Genomic DNA, 22,231 nt, shown 5'->3' with positions numbered 1-22,231 from the left:
ATTATGAATGGTTACTCTGCGCGCTTTAGAAGCTTAAAGGTGTTCTTATTGCCATTTTGAATATATTCAAGATTATCAGTAAGCTGGACGACAATAATGAACCCCCGACCTGATGTGGTCCATGTTTCAGGATCATCGGGATCGGGCTCAATAAACTCACCATTAACCGCTCGGTTAAACTCCTCCTTGCTCATTGACTGGCCATAGTCTGACACTTCAAAGACCAATTCGTTATTGGAGTTAAAAAAGCATGAACACTCTATCGGTAATTCATCTGAATATTGATAGGCATGCTCATACGCATTATTTACCACCTCTACAAGACATAATTCAATTTGATCAATAATCTCTTGTGAAACCTGGTTGTTTCGCAAATATCCCTGCATATCTTCAGCAATATCACGCGATACATCTGGAGAACTACTGTACTGCTTACTAAACCTCTCAGTGACTATATCCATTGGTAAGCCCTTACCTATTTAGTTAAGAATGTCTTCCTCTTCACCAGTTGCAGAGGGAATATAAGTAGAAATACTGCCCAAGGAACCCATCATTGGTTGCACTTGACGCCGGTCATTAAGAATATTCACCGCTTTAAGTTCACTTAGAGACTGGGTATAGCCATCATGGCTAATGAAATAATCTCCAAACACCGTTTTTTCTTCTACATAGGCAGAAGCAGCGACGTGGATATATTCACTGACCAAGCTTTGCTTAATGACTGCACCGGATTCCACTTTACTGTTGGCACCAATCACTACAGGGCCTTCAATAGTCGCACCGGGTTGAATTTCACAGCCACTACTTACGATAACAGGAGGTGTAATATCACAACTATCAATATCGAAAACCGTATTGATACCCACCCAAATACCAGGTTTCACTTGAGTGCCTGGGATGGGGTATCCCGGTACTTTACCTTTCATAATATCACTGGTCACCGTCCAGATATCACTGATATTACCCACATCAAGCCATTGGAAATCCATACTCGTCGCATAGAAATCAACATTACTTTCAACTAGCTTAGGGAACAGTTCACTACCAATATCATATTCCTGTTCAGCAGGAATATAATCAAAGATAGCTGGCTCGAAAATATATATGCCAGTATTGATTTGGGTAGAAAGAGCCTCTTCCATTGCTGGTTTTTCTTGGAAGCTAGTGACTTTTCCATAACTATCAGTGACAACGACACCGTATTTTGACACTTCTTCCAGCGCGACATCACGAGTAACAATAGTCGCTATACCGCCATTTTTTTTGTGGCGGCGCACAGCTTCAGTCAAGTCCAAATCAATCCAAGCATCGCCGCATACCACAACAAAAGTCTCATCAAAAAAGCCTGAGAAATCTTGGATTTTTCTCATCCCTCCAGCAGAACCCATCGCTTTGCTGACAAAATTTCCGTCAACAATTTCACCTTCGTAGGAGAATGACAACTGGACATTGAAATGATGGCCATCGCCAAAATAATTTTCGATAACTTCAGCCAAGTGGCTGGTATTGACCACAATTTTATCAATACCATGTGATGCAAAAAGCTGTATCATTGATTCCATCACGGGCTTACCCAAAATAGGAATCATCGGTTTAGGAATTATTTGGGTAATCGGCCTAACTCGTGTTCCTTTCCCTGCGGCGAGGATCATTCCTTTCATGCCATACTCCTTTATGCCATGGTTGCGACTGCATCTTCAATGGTGTCAAAGCTGGTGATCAGCTTGTCCATACGGGTTAATTTCAGTAGCTCTTTAACCGCACGCTGTGGATTCACGACACTGATTTTTTTACCGCGCAGCATTTTATAAACAGCCATTACAGCCCCTAGGCCACTGCTATCCATAAAACGGACTTCCGATAAATCAAGCACGAGATGACTACCAATATCTGCAGACAATTTCTCGACTTCTTCGCGGAAACTAGGTGCTAACTTCGCGTCAAAGCGTTCTTCTTTTATTTGAAGAATTGTGCATTGACCTTGGTTGATAGTTTCATATTGCATAGCTGCTCCCTTTCTGGATTGCCTTTCCATTCAACAACAAGCACGCTGACGTCATCATCAAACTGCTCAGCCTGCTGCCAATCTCTTACATTGTTTACTAACAACTCTGTTTGTAGCGTGGTTGGCTGATCTTTCAAATCAACAACCGTTTTCCGGAAACCCTCTTCCGAAAACATTTCATTGCCTTTTTCCGCTTCAGTGATCCCATCGGAATACATCCACACTTTATCGCCAGGCTCTAGCTGGATGTAAGACGTTTCGTAATCAACGAAATCAAAAGCCCCAACAACAAAGCTTTCTTGGCCAATAAATTCGGCGTCCCCCAACTTCGAGTGCAGCCATACCAGTGGTGGATGACCTGCGATAGAGAAAGCCATTTTCCCTGTTTTAATGTTCAATACGGCATACACCATAGTGAAATACAGCAAATTATGATCATCACTAAGGTATTGCTCGTTAAGCCGCTTTAAGACCTCATGAGGAGGTGTGATGCGATAATACGGCGGCTCTTCAATAGCGGTTTTCACTATTGAACTGTGCCCTGAGCTCACAGCAATACTTTGCTGCACTGAAAATGACAGCAATGCCGAAGACACCCCATGCCCAGCGACATCTAATAAATAGATAGCCACATGCTCCTCATCGAGATTCATGTAGCCCAGCATATCACCACCTATCTGGGCACTGGGAATTGATACATAGCTCAACTCCACCCCAGACATCTTTTTTTCTGTTGGAAGAAGACGCTTGAGTAACTCCCCAGCCGACTCCAAATCTTTCTTCATGGTGGCATAGGCACTATCAAGCGCTTCATTTTTAGTTGTAATTTCATTATGAAGCGCCAATGTGCGGAAGCCGGCCTGAATTCGGGCTACCAATTCATCAACATGGGTATCTTTAACAACAAAATCATCGGCTCCAGCATTGATGCCGCTAACAATAGATTCCTTATCATCCTTTCCTGAGAGCAGCATGAAAAACAGGTAACGGCCATAATCCGCCGACTTCACCCTGGAACACAACTCAATGCCATCCATCTCTGGCATCATCCAATCGCTAAGTACGAACTGGATGTCTGGCCGTTCCTCAAGGACCTGCAAGGCATGCATACCATCGCTAGCAGTGATGACGTCAAAACCACGCTTAGATAGGACTTTTTCCATAAATAGAAGCATGGTTCTGTTATCGTCAACCAGTAAGATTTTCTTCATCCAATCACCTGTAAACCATGCCACCCAAGCATAAACACATTGTTGCACAAGATTTTTTTTTACGTCAACCAATATGCAATCGCTTTTATGTACATCTACATTCTAGTAAGGTTTATTAGACACAACAAAAAATTGTTCTTTTTCTGTTTGTTACCTCAAAAAATTACTTGTAATTGATTTACTTTGTATACGAAAACAGCCACTACTAGTGACTGTTTACACTCTGGCACATAAGGATGATGGGCTTGCGTTGCTTCTGTTTTGTGATATTTCCTCTATTGATCGCTATGCCCTGCATGGCCGATGAGTATATGAGTGAAACACGCAAACATGCACCCGCCCCTATCTCGCCCTCGCTGACTCCAGCCAGTAAGATATCGACAGTGGAAACTGATGAAGAGCCCAGTGAAGCTGATCTTATCTGGAAAGGGGTATCCAGTTCCTTTCACCTACCCATAGAAGAGTGGGAAGAAAACAAGGACAAATCCTTCCTACACGGGTTGAGCGGCAACCTTGGTTTTGGTTATCCACTACTGGAAACCCCAGCAGCCAATATCCCGGCCAATGCCACTAACGGTCCGTCCAACACCAATATGACCACAACCCTTTCGCTCAAATACACCATTTTGGGCAACTGGTTTGTGTCCGGTACACTTTATTACTACTGGGATGCTGATCAACAGCAGCCTTGGAACCCCGACTTCACCTATGTTTTTGGCTACAGCGACTGGCGTCCCTACACCTTTAGCCTAATGTACGCCAACTATGGTGGTAACCGGTTCAAAGCTACCGATGAACAGCCTGTCACTAATTTTAACCAAGGTACCTGGTCGCTAGGCTGGAAGTTTCCGGTTGTCGATCCGGTGAAAAGCTGGTTAACCTTTACCGATGAAGGGGCGATTGGCTGTCAAATTGATTTCAACTACACCCCGGAATACTTCGATCTTGCCACCACCTCATATATGACAGGTCACAAGACCCTCAGTCTAGGTTGTAAGTACTCTATTTTTGGCAACTGGTATGTTAATGGCACTGCTTTCTACTACTTCGACAGCGCCCAGAAACAGCCGTGGAACCCTGACTACACCTACGGTTTCGGTTACTTTGACTGGCGCCCCGGCACTATTACCATCCAGTACAATAACTACTCAGGAAACCGCTGGAATTCTTCCGACCGTGCCGACGGGACCGGACGTTTTAAAGATGGGTCTATCACTATCGCCTACTCTTTTTCCTTCTAACTCACATTTCGCAATTTGCGTCTGCAATTTGCAAAAATCCATATAGCAATGCCTATAAATCCGTCTATTCTTGATTTTACAACACCATATAAACACTAATGCATAGGTATGTTTTTTGCTCGCCTAAATAGCCAAATAAAAACAACGCCTTAGACTCAAAGGCATCACCGGGACGGTTATAGCAAATAAGTTGGCATGCATCATGCCGTATATCCAATATCAATCATCGAGTTACCAATTTTCACAGCGAGGTCAATATGGAAGGGACTAAATACAACGACAAAGTAACCGGCACAGACAATGCCGATAGCATTGACGTACTTTCTGGTAGTGATGAAGTGGAAGCAAAAGGCGGCGATGACTTTGTTGTTGGCGGTGAAGGTAGCGATAAGCTATCTGGTAACGAAGGGGCGGACACAATCTTCGGTGACGTCCAGTACGGCGAAGAGTCTCCGGCAGAACCTGCCGCAGGTGACAACTGGGGTAATGCCCAACCGGTATACCAATACACTGCTCCTCAAGAGCCTGAAGAATCCATAACTCACAGTGTTCGTCTAGGTAACTACCTGGTCGATAACACTGGCTCGATCAACGCCAAATTCACTACCAGCCAAGCCTATGACGCAGTATTCGTACAGCTTGTAGACAGCAACGGTGCCGTTGTTGACAAGGTACCAGCAACAGTGACCGAGTCTGGCGAAATAGTGCTTGAGTACACCTACAGCAGTGACAAGTTTAGCTCTGATGAACTGATTTCTTTTGAGCTTGTCGATCCCGATAGCAACCCGATTTCTGATATAGATTCCGTCGAAGTAATTGCCAACAACATCTACGACGACACTATTTACGGTGGTAGTGGAGACGACACCGTCTTCGGACAGCAGGGCTCAGATACGATTTATGGCGGTGAAGGCAATGACTTCCTCGATGGGGATATCAATGACGATACCCTGCATGGCGGAACCGGCGATGATGTTCTGATTGGCGGTAATGGTGATGACATCCTTTATGGTGATGAAGGCAACGATACCCTGCTTGGTAGTGACGGCGACGACACCCTTTACGGGGGCGATGGCGACGATACCCTACTTGGTGAATTGGGCGATGACACTATCGAAGGCGGCGCTGGGGCTGACATCCTAGTCGGTGATGACGGTAATGATGTTTTGTCTGGCGGAACTGGCGACGACAAGCTATTCGGTGGCCTCGGTGAAGATACCCTGTCGGGTGGAGAAGGCAAAGACGAGATCCATGGCGATGCCGGCATCGACAAAATAGATGGCGGTGCCGGAGATGACTTCATCATGGGTGGTACCGGTAACGATATCATCGACGGTGGTGCCGACAATGACCTTATCCTCGGTGGTGATGATAACGACACCATCACTGGCGGCGAAGGCAACGACATGCTGTTCGGTGAAGTGGGTGATGACAACGTCGATGGTGGCCTAGGTGATGACGAGGTCTATGGTGGTCTAGGCAATGACGTTCTCTCTGGGGGCGAAGGCCATGACACCCTATTCGGCGGCGAAGGCAATGATGTGCTCGATGGCGGTGTAGGCAGTGACAACCTCCACGCCAACGAAGGTGATGACATTATCAAGGCTGGGGCTGGCGATGACTTCGTTTATGCCGGTGACGGCAATGATGTCATCGATGGTGGTGAAGGTAACGATACCATCTTCGGTGAAACCGGCAATAACCAAATCACTGCAGGCCCTGGCGACGACACGGTATATACCGATGCTGGCAACGACACAATCGATACCGGCGACGGCCACGATATCGTTTACGCTGGTGCAGGCGATAATGTCATCAGTACAGGTGCCGACAACGATACAGTTTACGCCGAGTCAGGTAATGACAAGATTGATGCAGGCGAAGGTCACAACATCGTTTACGCTGGGGACGGCGACAATACGGTCACAGTCGGTAGCGGTGATGACGATATTTTCGCAGGCTCAGGAGCCGATACCATCACCGCAGGTGCAGGTGATGATGAAGTATTTACCGGTGCTGGTAACGATAGCATTGATGCCGGTACGGGCAACGACAAAGTCTACGCCGGTGAAGGCGATGATGTTATCGAGGGTATTAGCGGCAATAACGAGCTTTTCGGCGAGGCGGGCAATGACACCATCAATGCAGGACTGAATGCTTCTACCCTTTACGGCGGACAAGGTGAAGATACCCTGACCGGCTCTGACGAGAACGACTATCTACACGGCGGTGAAGACAACGACGTGCTTGTCGGCAACAAGGGTAACGATACTCTGGAAGGCGCGGCAGGTGACGATAAACTATCTGGTGGCGAAGGTAATGACCTGTTACTTGCCGGTACCGGTGATGACCAACTCTCTGGTGGACTGGGCGATGATACCCTAGTTGGCGGGACCGGTAATGACACCCTATCGGGTGGCGAAGGTAAAGATATCCTGGTTGGTGGTGCGGGCAATGATGTGCTTGACGGGGGGACCGGAGTCTCAGAGCTTTACGGTGACGACGGCGACGATACCCTAATCAGTGCCGACGAAAACGACCTATTAAGCGGCGGCGCAGGTAATGACAACATTACCTCCAACGCCGGTAACGACACCGTTTTTGCGGGCTTGGGTGATGATGTTATCGACACTGGTACCGGTGACGACACCGTTTTTGGTGATGCGGGCAAAAATACCATCACGACCGGAGAAGGTAACGACATCGTCTACGGCGGTATCAATGAGGACAATATCTCAACCGGTGAAGGTAACGATACGGTTCTGGCCGGAGACGGTGCTGACCAAGTAGATACAGGCATAGGTAATGACTATGTCGAGGCTGGCGGCGGTTCAGATACCATCAAGGCCGGTGAAGGCGATGATGTGGTCTTGGGTAATGCTGGTGACGACATGATTTCCGGTGGTGCGGGTAAAGACGTACTGATTGGGGGTACCGGTAACGATACCCTTGACGGCGGAACCGGCGTTTCCGAACTGTATGGTGAAGATGGCAACGATACGCTGATAAGCGGTGATGAAAATGACATCCTTGGTGGCGGCGCAGGTAACGATACCATTTCAGCCAATGCTGGTGATGACACCATTTACGCCGGTGCCGGTAGCGACACCATTGATGCCGGAGCGGGTAATGACACCGTCTATGGTGAGTCGGGCAACAACACTATCAGCACTGGCGAAGGTAACGATACTGTCTACGGTGGTACCGATGCCGACACAATCACAACGGGCACAGGCGATGATCAGGTATTCTCAGGCGCTGGGGCCGACACCATCAACACCGGTACCGGTACCGACCATATCGATGCTGGGGCCGGAAATGACATCATTGATGCCGGCGAAGGTGACGATACTGTCTTCGGCGGGGCGGGTAACGACACCCTAATCGGTGGTGCAGGTGCTGACTTCCTGGCTGGTGGTGAGGGTGATGACACCATCACCGATGACGGAGCCGACACCGTTCTGGGTGAAGGCGGTAACGATACGCTGACTGCAGCCGCAGGGGGAAGCCACAAAATTTATGGCGGTGAGGGTGACGATACCCTGATCGGTAGCGATGCTAGCGACACCCTATATGGTGGTGCAGACGATGATACCATCACAGGCGGCGGCGGTGCTGATACCCTGTATGCAGGTGAAGGTAATGACAAAGTTGATGCCGGCGAAGGCGATGATATCGTTTACGGTGAAGATGGCAACAACACTATTTCTCTTGGTGAAGGTACTAACACCCTATTCGGTGGTGCAGGTAACGATACGGCAACAGCCGGTAGCGGTAACGATACCCTCTACGGCGCAGCCGGTAATGACAACCTTGATGGCGGTGCTGGCGATGACCTTATCGAGGGTGGCGAAGGCAATGACATCTTATCTGGCGGCGAAGGCGTTGATACGTTGGTCGGCGGCGCAGGTAATGACCAGTTAAGTGGCGGCCTTGGCAACGACAAACTCTTTGCTGGTGAAGGTGACGATACTTTGTCCGGCGGCGAAGGTGATGATGAACTTCACGGTACCGCTGGAACCAATACCCTATCAGGTGGTGCTGGCCAGGATACTATCTACGGCGGTACAGGCAATGACACCGTCGATGGCGGTGAGGGAGACGATAAAATCGAGACCTTTGCCGGTGATGACAATATCCAGGGCAACACGGGTAACGACTCCATTGACGCCGGTGAGGGCAACAACATTATCGACGGCGGCGAAGGTGATGATGTTATTGTCGCAGGCGACGGTAACAACACTGTCAATGAACTATCTGGCGGTGATGACACGATTACCCTTGGCAACGGTAACAACACCGTAGCTGCCGGTGAAGGCAATGACAGCATCACTACCGGCAGCGGCAATGACCAAATTGATGCAGGCGACGGTAACGATACCATCAATGCCGGCAACGGTATCAATACTATTCTTGCCGGAGCAGGCAACGATAGCGTCACAACTGGAACAGGCAACGACAACATTGATGGTGGAGACGGTGACGATACTATCAATGCTGGCGATGGGGACAATACCGTTGTGGGTGGTCTAGGCAACGACACCATTACTACAGGAGGGGGAGTTGATAACCTCGTTGGCGGTGATGGTAACGACACCCTCAAGGCAGGCAGTGGCGATGACGTCCTCAAAGGTGGGGTCGACAACGATAAGCTTTATGGCGAATCGGGCAACGATACCCTCGAAGGGGGCGAAGGCAACGACTCAATGTACGGTGGGTCTGGTAATGACTTGCTACGTGGTGAAGCCGGCAATGACTTCATGAAAGGCGATAGCGGTGACGATACCCTTTACGGTGGTGAAGGCAACGATACCCTGAGGGGTGGCGGTAACAACGATACCCTGTTCGGTGAAGCGGGTAACGATACCCTCGACGGCGATGGTGGTAACGATACCTTGTTTGGCGCAGAGGGTGACGACAAGCTTATCGGTGACGGCGGTAACGATACTCTATCAGGTGGTGAAGGCAACGACACCCTGCAAGGCGGAAGCAACAACGATAACCTTGACGGTGGCATTGGCGACGACAACCTCGATGGTGGTACCGGCGACGATATCTTGTTTGGCCAGGAAGGGAACGATGTCCTCGATGGTGGCACCGGCTTGGACCAACTTTATGGTGGCAGCGGCAACGATATCTTGGTCTTCGACAAAGATGACATCGATAGCACTGATGGCGTCAGCGTCCACTTCAGCGGTGGTGAAGGCTTCGATATGCTACAGGTTGGCAGTGCCGGTGATGGTCAAATCATTGATATGACAGCAACCGCCTACCAAGAGCTTGAAGCTGTGGTTATTGATGCAACGGATGCCGAGCTGAAAGTTGGTTTGGATAAAATCCTTCATAACACCACCGCAGATGAAGCCAGCAGCGGACAATTTGTCTGTACTGGGGCCGGCAAACTGGATCTCGAAGGTTACGGCTGGGAGATGGCAACGGAAGCCCCTGAAATGTCGGCAGACCTGCGTGCGGCCTACGAAGCCAGCAACATCGATACCACATCCCTTCAGGGTTACACCTTCTCTAACAACGAAGGCAAAGAGGTCACTATCTGGAGTGACAACGAGAGCGATGAAATCAGCTTTAACGGCTCAGAGTTATAACTCACATCGTTAATCTTAACCCTCCCCATCAAAGTCCCGGTTATACCGGGACTTTTTTTGTAAACAAACACCAATCAATAGCAAACTGCTTTCCATATTGAAATATTGTCCGATACACTAGGCAGCCGCTTTTCAATACGATGGAACCGTAATGTCATTTAGCTGGATAGCTTTTACTCTATTAGCAGCCTTGAGCCAGTCTTGGCGCAACGCCTTTCAAAGCAAATTAAGCAGCCATTTAAGCGTGGCTGGCACTACCCTCGCCCGCTTTATTTTCGCCAGCCCCCTTGCCTTGATGTATTTGATAATTCTTTATCAATGGCAGGCAGCCCCTATGCCGCAGTTCAGCGGTGAATTTACCTTTTACGTCGTTGGCGCTGCTGTCATGCAGATTGTGGCCACGGGGCTAATGGTGGTGCTGTTCAAGTTAGAAAACTACGCAATCGGGGCAGGGTTGGCTAAATGCGAGGCTCCCGTATCAGCGGTTCTTGGTGTACTCTTTTTTGGTACCGTCTTGTCTTTTGCCGGGTGGATCGGTGTCATCCTCGGAACGGTTGGCGTATTGTTGCTCAGTAGCCCGTCAGGTTGGCGTAAGTTGTCTATAAGAACCTTCCTGCTAGGTCTCAGTTGTAGCTCCGCCTTTGCCCTGACGTCACTGTGGATACGCGAAGCCAGTTTAAGTTTGGGCCTACCCTTTCCTTTCAGTGCTGCCTGGGTGCTGTTTTTGGTCATACTACTACAAACCCTACTGATCACCGCATACTTGTTAGTCAAAGAACGTCACACCTTGACAGCTATGTTTGCTCGCCCGAAATTGGTGGTGATGACCAGTTTGACCAGTGTTCTCGGCTCACTTGGTTGGTTCAGCGCAATGTCGCTACAAGCCGTTCCCTATGTTAAAACCCTCGGCCAAATAGAAATCGTATTTATGATTTTTATTTCGTATTTCTGGCTGGGTCAACGTATCAGCACCAAGGAAATCACCGCCCTGTTACTGCTCTCCCTCGCTGCCATCTTGGTGATGTGGCAATAATGAAAAAACCGACAGTGGCACAGGCCATTGTCGGTTTATAAATACATTTAGCAGATTACACCTAGCTAAATGAGATTCTCCATTTCATGGAGTAGTTTCTCTCTTCGGACCGGCTTGGGTACATAGGCGTCCATTCCGGCATCGAAGCAAGCTTGGATATCGTCATCGACCACGCTTGCCGTCAGGGCAATAATGGGGATTTTTGCTAACTGTTGTTGCTTCTCAAACTCCCGGATCTCCTTGGTGGCTTCAAAACCATCTTTCACCGGCATCATGCAGTCCATCAGGATGAGCGAGAATCCTTGGTTGGATGAATAGATATCAACCGCTTCCTGCCCATTATTGGCGATATCATACTCAAATCCAGCCTTTTTCAAATGAAGCGAGGCGACTTTCTGGTTAACCAGATTATCTTCCACCAGCAAAATACGCTTTGGCGTCTCTGGCTCGCTGCCCTTCTCACCACTACTGGCATCAGTACTTGCTTGCTGTGGTAGCGCAACAATATCGGCTATTTTTTCTTGCAAAATCTTTGCTTTGAATGGTTTGGGGACATAATCGTCCATCCCTACGTCAAAGCACTGCTGTATATCATCATCAACCACACTTGCTGTTAGCGCGATAATCGGCGTTCGCCTTAACTGGTGGGCTTTTTCATAGCTTCGGATCTCTTCTGTTGCTTGCATGCCATCCATAACAGGCATCATACAATCCATCAGCACGAAGGTGTAATGGTTGCCGCAGGTAAACAGGTCAACAGCTTCCTGGCCATTATTCGCAATATCAAACGTACACCCTGCTTTTTGCAGGTGGAGAGAGGCCACCTTTTGATTGACCAAGTTATCTTCCACCAACAAGACATGCGGAGCTTGAACCTCATGGCCGGAGAGTTCGGTTTGCGATTGATCTCCCGCGACTTTTTGGTAGCAATGCTGGAACGCCTTCAGAAGCCGGTTACCCAGCAATGGGTGAGTCAACAATGCCTCTATTTTGTTGCCGAAATCAGTCGCTTCACTGTTCATGTTACGGATCAGACACAATGCCCGGTTCTCGTTGTTCAACTGTTCGATCACTTCATTCAACTCAGCCAACGTCGACTGGGTATTTTCACTGATGATAACGACTTGCTTATGCCCAACCCCAGCAGCAGGCACTGCAGAAGGTTCTGCCACTCGAGTATCGACATTTACCCCGAGGAAGGCTAGCTCTCTGGTAATACGCGATAACTTCAAGGCATCTTCGCCTATCAAGATCACTTCAGCGTCTTGATAGGATGACTGGTGTTCCATCTGCTTCTCATCAACCGGCAGGGACAAGGTAAAGTAAAACCGGCTTCCCACCCCTTTGGTCGAATCCAGGCTAATCTTTCCGCCCATCATTTCAATCAACTGGACACTGATTGCAAGGCCGAGTCCGGTACCTCCGAACTGGCGGGTAGTCGACTCATCTTCTTGGGTAAAAGGTTCAAAAATGCTCGATTGGCGCTCCTCGTCGATCCCGATGCCCGAATCGGAGACTTCAAACAACAGTTGGGCAACATTGTCTTTCTCTTCCAAGCATTTAATACCAATTGAGACAGTCCCTTTGTCGGTAAACTTCACAGCATTGGACATGAAGTTCATCAACACCTGGCGGATACGGTGATCATCGATGGCTACCCGATTCGGGACATACTGATCGATATTGACATCGAGGTTGATCCCCTTCTCTTTGACCTTAGGGGCCACAATAGAGGCAATATCGTAGATGGTTTCACGGATTGCCGTAGAGTGCGCACTGATATGTAGCATGCCCGATTCAATCTTCGAAAAATCGAGGATGTCATTTATCAAGCTCAATAAAAGGTGGGATGAGGTTTCAATCGTATTGACATAGTCTTTTTGAGTAGCAGTCAGATTGGTATCAGCCAATACCTCTGAAATACCAATGACGCCGTTGAGCGGTGTTCGTATTTCATGGGACATATTGGCAAGAAAGCTACTTTTTGCCTTACTGGCCTGAACAGCAGTATTCCTTGCCGCATCTGCCTCTTCTTTGGCAACGATGAGCTTTTCGCGCTGCTCCAACCTTTCTACCGTCAGGCGTTTTACTTCCTTGGCGAAAATGCTTAGCTCATCTTTACCGCTGACATTCACACTCACGTCTGAATCTGCACTGTCCTTGGCATTGAGTATTTTCAAAACCAGTTTGAGGTTGCCTGTTAAGCGCATGGTCAGGCTGATACCGATAAGAAGTACAACAACAAACAAGGTCAAGCTAACAGCAATGAACACATTCTTTTGCTTGTTAAATGCCGCGATAGACTGTTCAATTTCTAAACGAACTTGGTCTTCAATTTGCCTTCCCGCTGTCTGGAGCCTTGCAAGGCGCGCATTGAGGGCATCGGTACCGGCAGCCATTTCATCGGGAGAAAAGTCGGCTAGGTTTTCACTTGCCAACAACTGTCCCCGGAAGGCGTTACTTTGCTGGAACACTGGATCAGAAAAAGTATCCAGCAACAGCTTCACCTGGTTTTGGTCGGCATTAATTGCCAGAAAACGGTTGAGGAACAACTGCTGGTTCTGGGCCAGCAAACGTATCTCATTTAGAATATCTTCGGTACTTCTTGCACTATCTTGGCTGTCTGCAGAAAGTAGCCATTGGCTGAACCAACCTTCTTCCTGTGACCAGAACATCAACCATTCTAGTTGGTAGAGGGCGCGTAAATGATTATCGACCGATTCTAGCAATTCGGCGTAATGTATCTTTTCGACTTCAAGGATAAGCTGGCGATAAATATCAACTTGCCACTCAATAAGGTCAATCAGCTCATCACCATCTTGAACGCTTTTAATTTCAGTAAGGTTGGCGATATAACTATCAAGTAATAGATTAACGGCTTTTGCGTCTTCGCCAGTGCCAAATAATCGCACTACATCATTGCGTATATCGCTTGCCAAAGAGTTATCAGCCACAGCTTCATTCTCAACAATAACGAGTCGATTTGAGAAATGGTACTGAGATAAATTTTCTAGAAACTGAACAGCATATTGGGCCCTTTCGAGCGAGGAGACCTGCAGGTTAATGTGTGAAAGTTGCCGGTTAACTAAGTAAAGCGATAGGCACAGTGGCATCGCGATCAACAGAAACAACTTATGCTTTATAAGCAACCTATTCCAAATCTGACTAAACACGTTTTCATCCTGAAATTATTATATGTGCATATCAATTCTAGGATAGATAATATACTTCCAAATAAATTTGGATTATTTGATATAAATTACTTTAGCATTGTGATTTAGATAACAAAAATACAGTACATGTAGCACATAAACTGCTTAGGCTCGATTAAGTTTCATACCAAAAAAACTATTTTTTAATTGTGATAAATTCAACAATCGATTTTGCAACTTGGTCCGTTGTTGTTGGCGATAAGATATCCCCAGCGAGAACATGCTGAAGTTTATCACCACTATCAGCAATAACGATTGTTTGGCGGTTTGATGTAGGTAACCGTTCCAGCATCGCTTGTGTTTTAGCAATATCAACAATACGGTCTTGTTCGGAATAAAGCGTTAATACTGGCGTCAAAATATGTTCCACGGGTTGATTACGCGCCACATCAACAACTCCCATCATAGTCACCAGCGCTTCAACAGGATATCGCGTTGTCCAAAACTGGGCTTGCTGCTTATTGACTGGCTTCCATTCACGGTAATCACCAACAACTAACCTGGCTATCTCATCCCCCAGCGGTAACAAAAGCAGCTCAGCATTACTATCTGCCGGCCCCAGATTCGGAGAAATGAGTACCGTAAAACCAAGTTGGGACAACTCAGGTTGAGCGGCCAACCACAAAGCTAAAGTCCCCCCTGTTGAGAGACCGATAACAACCACTTCATCGCCAAGCTTTGCTCCTATGTCATACGCATGGCGAGCATCGTTAAGCCAATCATTCACTGTTACGGATTTCATTGTATCCGCTGGCCGGCCATGCCCCTTTAGGCGAGTTTCATAGAGGTTGGCCCCAAGCTGTTTGGCGACCCGCTGTACCAACGGAGCAGTATCCTGCCGTGAGGATGAAAAGCCATGTAAATAAACGACAGAATATGGCGTTCGTTGATTTGGCTCCCCAGCCCAAGTGATCTTTTTCTCAGTGCCAGGCTGAATATCCGGGTACCGCTGCTCCTGTTCAGAAATAAACCCTTCGATATCTTGTGGTAGCGATAACTCTTGATAGGAGTAGGACGTATCCACCCTAGGGCTGAATGTATATAGCCCCGCCAGTATTGCGACTATAACAATGGCCCATTGCGACTTTTTCATGTCAGCCCTCAGGTGGTAATAAAATTGGCGTTAGTTAGCCACACATAGTTTTCGATTTTGCGAATTAATCATACTGTCATTGGAAATGACGTAGTAATAAAACTCTTCCTTCATTTCATATTTCTGGATAAAAGTTCGAATATGGTTGAGTAGGCTTTTTGCCTCATTGTAGCGGTACAGGTAGTCTTTATCGCACTCGTTCACAACATCGAGATCAACTCGCAGCTCATTGAACTGATCCATCAAATTACTCACCCGCTCCTCATTCTGCTTTTCTAGAGCCGAAGTGGCATATAGCTTCTCAAATTCCTCCCGCTTCCTCTCCCACTCATCAACGTCGGATATCTTGGCACTGATTTCTGCTTCTTGTGATTTAAGCTGAGCGAGCTCTTGATCAACCATCAATTGGGAGTGATTCAATTTCCTCCGCTCTTTGGCAATTGCACTATTTAAATCTTTTTCAAAACGCCGCTGTAAACTGTAGAGCTGAGAGCTCTTCTTCTTCAGTGCTTTCTGAGAGTCTGCAAATTGCTTCTCAAGATCGGCAATTTCACTGTTCTTATCCACTAACAGCGTACTGGTCGCATTGATTTCCTGCTTGAAGAAAACGCTCTGCTCATCAAGTACAATCAGCCGCTCGTCCAGTTCGTCTATCACCAACTGCTGCTCCTCCAACTGGGCTTGCTTGGATGATAATTGCTGCTGGAACTCGTCAATCAGCGCTTGTTTATCCAATAGCTGTTGTTCGTATTCATCAAGCTGTTTTTGTACCGAGAGGGAATCCATCTGCCCTTGATTAAGTTGCCAATAGAAGTACCCAACTTGTGCGACAAGCACCGCGATAATAATGCCCGCTAGCGTGACTAACCGACGCGGAGAAAACATGGATACCTGCTCATGCTGAACCAAGGGTGATGAGGATTCCTTTGCCCTACTTTTTCTTCTTTTCATATCATCCCTCTTGAACTGCTGTTGCACTGACCCCGACTTTTACATGGCATTTAGGGCAAATGTATGACCGCTTATTGATTTCAGCATGACAAGATGGGCAGGTGATGTGCTTTCTGTCTTTGCTCAAATATATCAGCAGCGCGCCAATCGGCCCAAGGACATATCCCAGCAATATACCGGCGATTAAGTTCCCCTTCTGGTAGCCAATGTAAGTCGACAGGCAGAAGAATGCTAAATAAAAGAGAAACCAAAAAACGATTCCAAATTCCATATGTTCACCACTGATTATGATTCTCTGAATGCTCGGTAATACGAATTAAATAATGGCGCTGTGAAGTAATCCCACATGGTTTGTGCTTCCAGCAAAATAAAGACTTCTGTCGGCATCCCCGGATAGAGTTCGATGTGGCTAAGAGATGCGACTTCATCCTTATCTAGTTTTACCCGAACTAAATACCCAGTCGGCTGCTGCTGTGATTTGGGCTGCAATCGGTCTGCAGCAACATATATCACTTCGCCATGGACTGGTGGTGTGCGCCTGACATTGTAGGCGCTCAGCCTGACCCTCGCCTCCAACCCATTGTGCACTACATCAATATCTTCCGGCTTCACCAAAGCTTCGACAATCAGCTCATCGCTGTCTGGAACAATCTCTAAAATAACATCGCCGGGGTTAATCACCCCGCCAATGCTGTGCACATTGAGCCCAACGACCGTCCCTGTGTGTTCACTTCGTATGGTCACTCGGGAGCGAATATCACTGGCGGCATTTAACGACTGAACCACATCCCGCCATTCCCGCTCAACAGTTGCCAACTCGGCAGCGCGCTGCTGCTCCCACTCAACCTGTTGCGATTGGTGGTCTTGCTCAAGGGTACGGAGCTGGCCTTCAAACACATCAATTTGCGCCGTTAATTCGGCAACTTGCGCTTCAATGCCCGCTTGGTAGCGCTGTAACTCGAGCATGCGGGTTTTTGACACGTATCCTTTCTCTAACAAGCCTGCTGTCATCGCGATTTCCTGGGTGACTAATGACAACTGCCGGTTGATAGCATTCAACTGGAAGCTCGCTCCTCGCAGCTGCTCTTCCAGTACCATACTCTTCTGTTGATACTGGCCTTCAGCTAAATCGCGGCGCAGTATTGACTGCTGGAACTGAAGTTGCTGGGTGTTGACGATATTGGCAAGCTCGGCCTCCTCGACGTCGTGCTGATCTTGGTAGGTCCATGTTATCTGGCGATCTTTGGAAAGCTCGGCTTTTAACCTGTCATGGCGGGCATTCAGAGTTGCAGCACGCAACACCAAGCGGCGGTAATCTGATTCCGCCTTAGTATTGGAGAGCTCCAACAGCACATCTCCAGTCTCGACATGTTGCCCTTCCTGTACATAAATGGCCTTTACCCAACCGCCCTGCAAGTGCTGTACTTTCTTGCGCTGGGACTCAACCACCAGCGTACCTTGTGCAATTGAGGCCGAGTCCAAAGGGGCTGTCAGTGCCCATACCAAGAAACCACCTACGGTAGCCACCAAAAATGCACAGCCAAACAGAATAATGCTGCGGGTATCAAAACGCTGTTCATCCATGCTTGACTCCTTTGCCTGCCGACTGGGAACTTGCTGCAGGTGCTTCGGTCGTATTGTCTACACCGGACATTGCCCCGAGGAACTTATCGCATGTGCCTGCTTTTTCTATCTTGCCGTCTTTAAGGACGATAACCCAATCCATTTGCCGCAAGAAACCGGGCCGGTGGCTGATCATCACCACAGTGATCTGGTTCTCTTTGCAATACTGCAGCACGATGGCCAATGCCACCTCGCCTTCTGGGTCCAAGTTTGAATTTGGCTCATCAAGAACCAACACACTGGGGTTGGAAAAAATCGCCCTCGCCAGTCCTATTCTTTGCTTCTGACCGCCGGAAAGTTGGACTCCCCCTTCACCTAAATACGTGTCATAACCTTGCGGCAGAGAGATGATCAGCTCGTGGATACAGGCCAAACGGGCAGCATGGATAATATCGGCGGCGGGGGCATCGGAAAAACGACAGATATTTTCGGCCACAGTGCCTGCTAGTAAGCCAACCTCCTGTGGTAGATAACCGATATGCTTGCCAAATTGCTCCTCCGGCCAAAGATCAATTGCAGCACCATCGATCTTGATGCTGCCCATGCTGGGTTTGTGGATCCCCATGATCAATGCCGCTAGGGTGGATTTGCCAGATCCGCTGTTACCCATAATGGCTAATGCATTCCCGGCTCCGAGCTTAAAACTGATGTTCTGCAGTACCGGTTGGCCTTGGTGTTGGAATTTAAGCCCGACATTATGGAGCAGTAACTCCCCTTTGGGTTCAGGCAACTCGGTCTGTGGCTCTGATAACTGACTGTCTTCATACTGGTTCAATCTTTTATAAGCCTGTAAGGCACTGAACCACGTTTTCCAACCGCTCACCGCCTGTTCAAATGGTGATAAGACACGGGCCATGATGATCGAACTGGCAATAATCGCCCCGGCACCCAACTGATTTTGCAGCACCAGCACGACCCCAGCAGTCAGGATAATTGCCTGAAGCAAGGTTCTGAAATAACGGCTGATAGAAAGTAATTGCCCAGTTCGTGCGTTGAGCCGCCACTGTAGATCCAATAATTTGAAGTTGCGCCGATTCCACAGAGAACCGACACTATCAGCCATGCCCATCGCCCTTAGTGTAGGAGCATTCCTTAGAAAGTCGTTCAGCTCCATGCTCGTTTTGATACTTAGCGCTTGAGCTTGCTCGCTCGGCTTCTTCGCCGACAGCATCATGACAACGGCAAGTACACAAAACACTAGGCAACCAACCAACGCGATAATACCGAGTAACGGGTGCAATACGAACAAGATCAACAAGAACAGTGGCACCCACGGGATATCAAAGATGGCTGAAGTGGAAGGCGTGACCAGAAATTGACGGAGCTCTGTGAGATCTTGTAGGCCCTGCTTTTCTATCCGATTCATTTTGGACGAGCGGCGAATACTGTCAGCTAACAGTGAAGAGCTCAATGACACATCCAATTTCAACCCTGAACGCTGCAATAGCAAGGTTCTTACATGCTCTATGACTGCTTGAGCTGTCAACAAGCCGATGGCAACCACCATCAGCGCCATCAACGTATCCAAACTCGCACTGCTCAACACCCTATCGAACAATTGCAGGCTATATACCGGCAGCGTCAATACCAGAAAATTAATCGCCAAGCTGAACAAGGCGACAAAAAACAGATCCTTCTTACACGCAGCTAATGCTGTTGCTAACGTTTCCTTAAGCAAAACTTTTTCCCATACGCCACTGGTGGTATATGAATTATAGGACAAGCAAAAAAATTACAATAAAGAAATAACAGATAATTAATTAAACATCAGGCAGTTAACTACGAGACCACCATCACATTTTTACTCTGCACACAACGCAAACTATCCCAACCTAGGGGTTAAACCGATATAACTTATTAGATAGTCACGAAAAGGAAAGCGGACAGGATGCCCAAAGCAGCATTGAAAATGATGAAAGCACGACATTTAACAGTCCTGTGTACAACATGGCTAATGTCGTTTTCAGTGTATGCTGCATTCAATACCGAAACTGAAGAGCAGGAGCCTAGTTTTTATGGTGGTCGTAGCGTCACCCATAACAAAGATAATGTCACCAAGGCTAATATAGAGTTCCAGCGACGTACTATTGCACCACCAATATTAAAAGAAGAGCCTCAATCTGCCTTAGGCGAAGAATTAAAAACGGCTGCTGTTGAAACAGAATCACTAACAACTAAAACCTCAGAGCAACTAGCTCCCATTGAACTTAGCCGCAACGAGAACCTATTGGCTAAAAAAGCCTATTACTATTTCGAACAAAACTGGAATGAAAAGACTGGGCTCATAAATTCTGTTCAAGGCTACCATCACAGCACGATGTGGGATGTGGCTAGTGGCATCGCAGCCATACTCTCAGCCGAAGGGCTCGAGCTTATGACAACAGAAGAAGCAGATAATAAGCTACAAAAGACTTTAGATACCCTTGGCAATCTCCCTCTTTACGACAACGCTTTACCAAACCGTGAATACAATACGCATACCGCAAAGCCATCAGGACGCTATAGTAACAGCAGTTCAAACGGCAATGGTTGGTCGGCATTAGATATTGGTAGGCTATTAATTTGGCTTGAGATAGCCCAAGCCCATAAACCCCAACTGGCACCAAATATTAAACGTATCCTAGATAAATGGGATTTGGACAAAGCCGTTTCCCAAGGGACTTTATACGGCGAACTGAAAACATCCCAAAAGCGCCATTACCGCCAAGAAGGGCGGTTGGGATACTTACAATATGCAGCATCAGGATTCGACCTCTTCGGCTTTGATGTCAATACCGCCTACAAGCAAGAGGACATTGGCGAAGTGACTGTGGACGGCATACAACTGCTGATTGATAAGAGGAACCTACCCTACTTCACCACTGATCCCTATGTACTCTACGCCATTGAAATCGGCCCAACAACACAATGGTGGAACCAGTTGGAAGCCCTATTTCAGCTACAGAAAAAGAAATCTACCGCAGAATCGAATTTTTGGGTATTTGCTGAAGATGCGATGAGCCGTTCACCTTGGTTTTCTTACAACAATATTTATATATACGGCAGTCCGTGGCTGAGTATCGCCCCAGGAGGAAAGCCAGTCGAAAATCCACAGATATTCAGCAATAAAGTCGCTTTCGGATTGAGTGTGTTATTTGAGAGTGATGATTTCAGCCAGCAATTAGCCGAAAAAGTGATTAACAGCAGCCTGACTCACAGAGCCGTTCCCACTGGCATGTATTTGAATGGTGGTCCTAACAGCGCTTACAACATTAACACTAACTCATTGATATTAAGCGCCTTATGGTATAAAAAACGTCATTTCCAACCGTTAATTAACCCTAGCTAGTTCGCATTTTGAAAATGGCTTTCCAAACTGAGTCTCATATTTTAATTTTCGTCTCAAAACCAATACAGTTTTGCCGACAATGAGCAAAAAAATCCTGCTAGTTTTAGTGCTAACCTTCTTTTTTACAAGGACTCAGTACTGATGCTGTTGCGCTCTCTTAGTCAAGTGACCGGATTTATCGTTATGATCACCTTTTCCCCCTTCATAAATGCAAAAGCAACACTTGAAGATCCCCTTACAGAGTTGGATTCTACCTTTTGGTGGAAGTCTCACGGTTGGAGCAACGGTTTTCCATCATATACACGCTGGGAAAGTGAAGCGATAAGCCACTCAGATGAAGGTATGGCCATCACCTTAAGCTACGCCCCCAATGAAATTGATGAGTTTGACTTTCAATCCGGGGAACTACGCAGCGAAGAGTTTTACGGTTACGGTTGTTATGAAGTCGAAATGAAACCTATCGCTGAACCCGGCGTTGTCAGTTCTTTCTTTCTGTTTGCCGGCCCCTTCGACAAACCCAAGGGTGGCAATGGTATGCATAACGAGATAGATATCGAGTTTTTGGGCTACGACACCAACATGCTACAAATTAACTTTTGGACTAACGACGACCGTTATGCCCAAAGCCATGAACAGCTTGTGTATTTAGATTTCGATGCCTCGCAAGACTTCCATCGTTATGCCATAAAATGGACCAAAAACTCGATTCAGTGGTTTGTGGACGGGAGCCTCGTTTTTACTGTTAAAAACTCGAAGCGTGACCCCATCCCATCGGCCAGAGATAGCCAACTGAGGATCATGATGAACGTTTGGGCCACTGATGAAAGGATCTCAAACTGGGCAGGGGAATTCAGCAAAGATCCAGAGACAAATCTCACTGCATATTACAGGAACTTCCGTTACTTACCCTTACGTTCGTGTTCACTCTGAC

Annotated in this window: 15 protein-coding genes; 5 read left to right on the top strand and 10 right to left on the bottom strand. The window is 47.4% G+C overall.

Annotation, left to right across the window (positions count from 1 at the left end; genetic code table 11):
* Positions 1-11: 11 nt before the first annotated feature.
* The 4 genes from C9J01_RS08415 to C9J01_RS08400 are packed head-to-tail and all read right to left on the bottom strand — an operon-like array spanning position 12 to position 3,216.
* Entirely contained in the window at positions 12-461 is a 450-nt protein-coding gene (locus C9J01_RS08415) for an ATP-binding protein (protein WP_107297691.1), read from the bottom strand.
* 18 nt (positions 462-479) lie between these two features.
* Positions 480-1,661 (bottom strand): nucleotidyltransferase family protein, encoded by a 1,182-nt coding sequence (locus C9J01_RS08410; RefSeq protein WP_107297690.1) that lies wholly within the window; start codon positions 1,659-1,661, stop codon positions 480-482.
* 11 nt (positions 1,662-1,672) lie between these two features.
* Positions 1,673-2,005, bottom strand: coding sequence for an STAS domain-containing protein (locus C9J01_RS08405; protein ID WP_107297689.1), 333 nt, complete (start codon positions 2,003-2,005; stop codon positions 1,673-1,675).
* Entirely contained in the window at positions 1,957-3,216 is a 1,260-nt protein-coding gene (locus C9J01_RS08400; protein WP_107297688.1) for a PP2C family protein-serine/threonine phosphatase, read from the bottom strand. The genes C9J01_RS08405 and C9J01_RS08400 overlap by 49 nt, the downstream gene beginning before the upstream one ends.
* A gap of 311 nt (positions 3,217-3,527) precedes the next feature.
* Here C9J01_RS08400 and C9J01_RS08395 point away from each other — a divergent pair, with 311 nt between their 5' ends.
* From C9J01_RS08395 to C9J01_RS08385, 3 genes are all read left to right on the top strand, one after another.
* Positions 3,528-4,457: a hypothetical protein gene (locus tag C9J01_RS08395; RefSeq protein WP_237156909.1), complete on the top strand. Its 930-nt coding sequence runs from the start codon at positions 3,528-3,530 to the stop codon at positions 4,455-4,457.
* A 257-nt stretch (positions 4,458-4,714) separates the two neighbouring features.
* Positions 4,715-10,060: a beta strand repeat-containing protein gene (locus C9J01_RS08390; protein WP_107297687.1), complete on the top strand. Its 5,346-nt coding sequence runs from the start codon at positions 4,715-4,717 to the stop codon at positions 10,058-10,060.
* 151 nt (positions 10,061-10,211) lie between these two features.
* Positions 10,212-11,093 carry a DMT family transporter gene (locus tag C9J01_RS08385; protein ID WP_107297686.1) on the top strand — a complete coding sequence of 294 codons (882 nt, stop codon included), beginning with the start codon at positions 10,212-10,214 and terminating at the stop codon, positions 11,091-11,093.
* Positions 11,094-11,158: 65 nt separating this feature from the next.
* Here C9J01_RS08385 and C9J01_RS08380 read toward each other — a convergent pair whose 3' ends face one another.
* From C9J01_RS08380 to C9J01_RS08355, 6 genes are all read right to left on the bottom strand, one after another.
* On the bottom strand, positions 11,159-14,206 hold the full coding sequence (locus C9J01_RS08380) for a response regulator (RefSeq protein ID WP_107297950.1): 3,048 nt from the start codon (positions 14,204-14,206) through the stop codon (positions 11,159-11,161).
* A 235-nt stretch (positions 14,207-14,441) separates the two neighbouring features.
* The gene (locus C9J01_RS08375; protein ID WP_107297685.1) at positions 14,442-15,398 is read right to left on the bottom strand and encodes an alpha/beta hydrolase; all 957 of its coding nucleotides are present in this window, start codon (positions 15,396-15,398) and stop codon (positions 14,442-14,444) included.
* Between the two features lie 30 nt (positions 15,399-15,428).
* On the bottom strand, positions 15,429-16,349 hold the full coding sequence (locus tag C9J01_RS08370; protein WP_107297684.1) for a hypothetical protein: 921 nt from the start codon (positions 16,347-16,349) through the stop codon (positions 15,429-15,431).
* A gap of 1 nt (position 16,350) precedes the next feature.
* Complete coding sequence (locus tag C9J01_RS08365; RefSeq protein WP_237156907.1) at positions 16,351-16,620, bottom strand: hypothetical protein; 270 nt, start codon at positions 16,618-16,620, stop codon at positions 16,351-16,353.
* Between the two features lie 14 nt (positions 16,621-16,634).
* Complete coding sequence (locus C9J01_RS08360; protein ID WP_107297683.1) at positions 16,635-17,933, bottom strand: HlyD family type I secretion periplasmic adaptor subunit; 1,299 nt, start codon at positions 17,931-17,933, stop codon at positions 16,635-16,637.
* Entirely contained in the window at positions 17,926-19,650 is a 1,725-nt protein-coding gene (locus C9J01_RS08355; RefSeq protein WP_107297682.1) for a type I secretion system permease/ATPase, read from the bottom strand. Before C9J01_RS08355 ends, C9J01_RS08360 begins: the two co-directional genes overlap by 8 nt.
* 210 nt (positions 19,651-19,860) lie before the next feature.
* Here C9J01_RS08355 and C9J01_RS08350 point away from each other — a divergent pair, with 210 nt between their 5' ends.
* Together C9J01_RS08350 and C9J01_RS08345 are read left to right on the top strand one after the other, a co-directional pair.
* Entirely contained in the window at positions 19,861-21,300 is a 1,440-nt protein-coding gene (locus C9J01_RS08350) for a DUF3131 domain-containing protein (protein WP_107297681.1), read from the top strand.
* Positions 21,301-21,441: 141 nt separating this feature from the next.
* A complete protein-coding gene (locus C9J01_RS08345; protein ID WP_107297680.1) occupies positions 21,442-22,230 on the top strand; it encodes a family 16 glycosylhydrolase in 789 nt (262 codons plus the stop codon).
* The last annotated feature ends 1 nt before the right edge of the window (position 22,231 follow it).

Source organism: Photobacterium rosenbergii, from assembly GCF_003026455.1.
Classification (GTDB): domain Bacteria; phylum Pseudomonadota; class Gammaproteobacteria; order Enterobacterales; family Vibrionaceae; genus Photobacterium; species Photobacterium rosenbergii.
This window is presented reverse-complemented; position numbering and strand designations above follow the sequence as displayed.

Coding starts and splice junctions, on each gene's coding strand:
- C9J01_RS08415 (WP_107297691.1), bottom strand. CDS start 461: ATGGATATAGTCACTGAGAGGTTTAGTAAGCAGTACAGTAGTTCTCCA.
- C9J01_RS08410 (WP_107297690.1), bottom strand. CDS start 1,661: ATGAAAGGAATGATCCTCGCCGCAGGGAAAGGAACACGAGTTAGGCCG.
- C9J01_RS08405 (WP_107297689.1), bottom strand. CDS start 2,005: ATGCAATATGAAACTATCAACCAAGGTCAATGCACAATTCTTCAAATA.
- C9J01_RS08400 (WP_107297688.1), bottom strand. CDS start 3,216: ATGAAGAAAATCTTACTGGTTGACGATAACAGAACCATGCTTCTATTT.
- C9J01_RS08395 (WP_237156909.1), top strand. CDS start 3,528: ATGAGTGAAACACGCAAACATGCACCCGCCCCTATCTCGCCCTCGCTG.
- C9J01_RS08390 (WP_107297687.1), top strand. CDS start 4,715: ATGGAAGGGACTAAATACAACGACAAAGTAACCGGCACAGACAATGCC.
- C9J01_RS08385 (WP_107297686.1), top strand. CDS start 10,212: ATGTCATTTAGCTGGATAGCTTTTACTCTATTAGCAGCCTTGAGCCAG.
- C9J01_RS08380 (WP_107297950.1), bottom strand. CDS start 14,206: ATGCCACTGTGCCTATCGCTTTACTTAGTTAACCGGCAACTTTCACAC.
- C9J01_RS08375 (WP_107297685.1), bottom strand. CDS start 15,398: ATGAAAAAGTCGCAATGGGCCATTGTTATAGTCGCAATACTGGCGGGG.
- C9J01_RS08370 (WP_107297684.1), bottom strand. CDS start 16,349: ATGAAAAGAAGAAAAAGTAGGGCAAAGGAATCCTCATCACCCTTGGTT.
- C9J01_RS08365 (WP_237156907.1), bottom strand. CDS start 16,620: ATGGAATTTGGAATCGTTTTTTGGTTTCTCTTTTATTTAGCATTCTTC.
- C9J01_RS08360 (WP_107297683.1), bottom strand. CDS start 17,933: ATGGATGAACAGCGTTTTGATACCCGCAGCATTATTCTGTTTGGCTGT.
- C9J01_RS08350 (WP_107297681.1), top strand. CDS start 19,861: ATGCCCAAAGCAGCATTGAAAATGATGAAAGCACGACATTTAACAGTC.
- C9J01_RS08345 (WP_107297680.1), top strand. CDS start 21,442: ATGCTGTTGCGCTCTCTTAGTCAAGTGACCGGATTTATCGTTATGATC.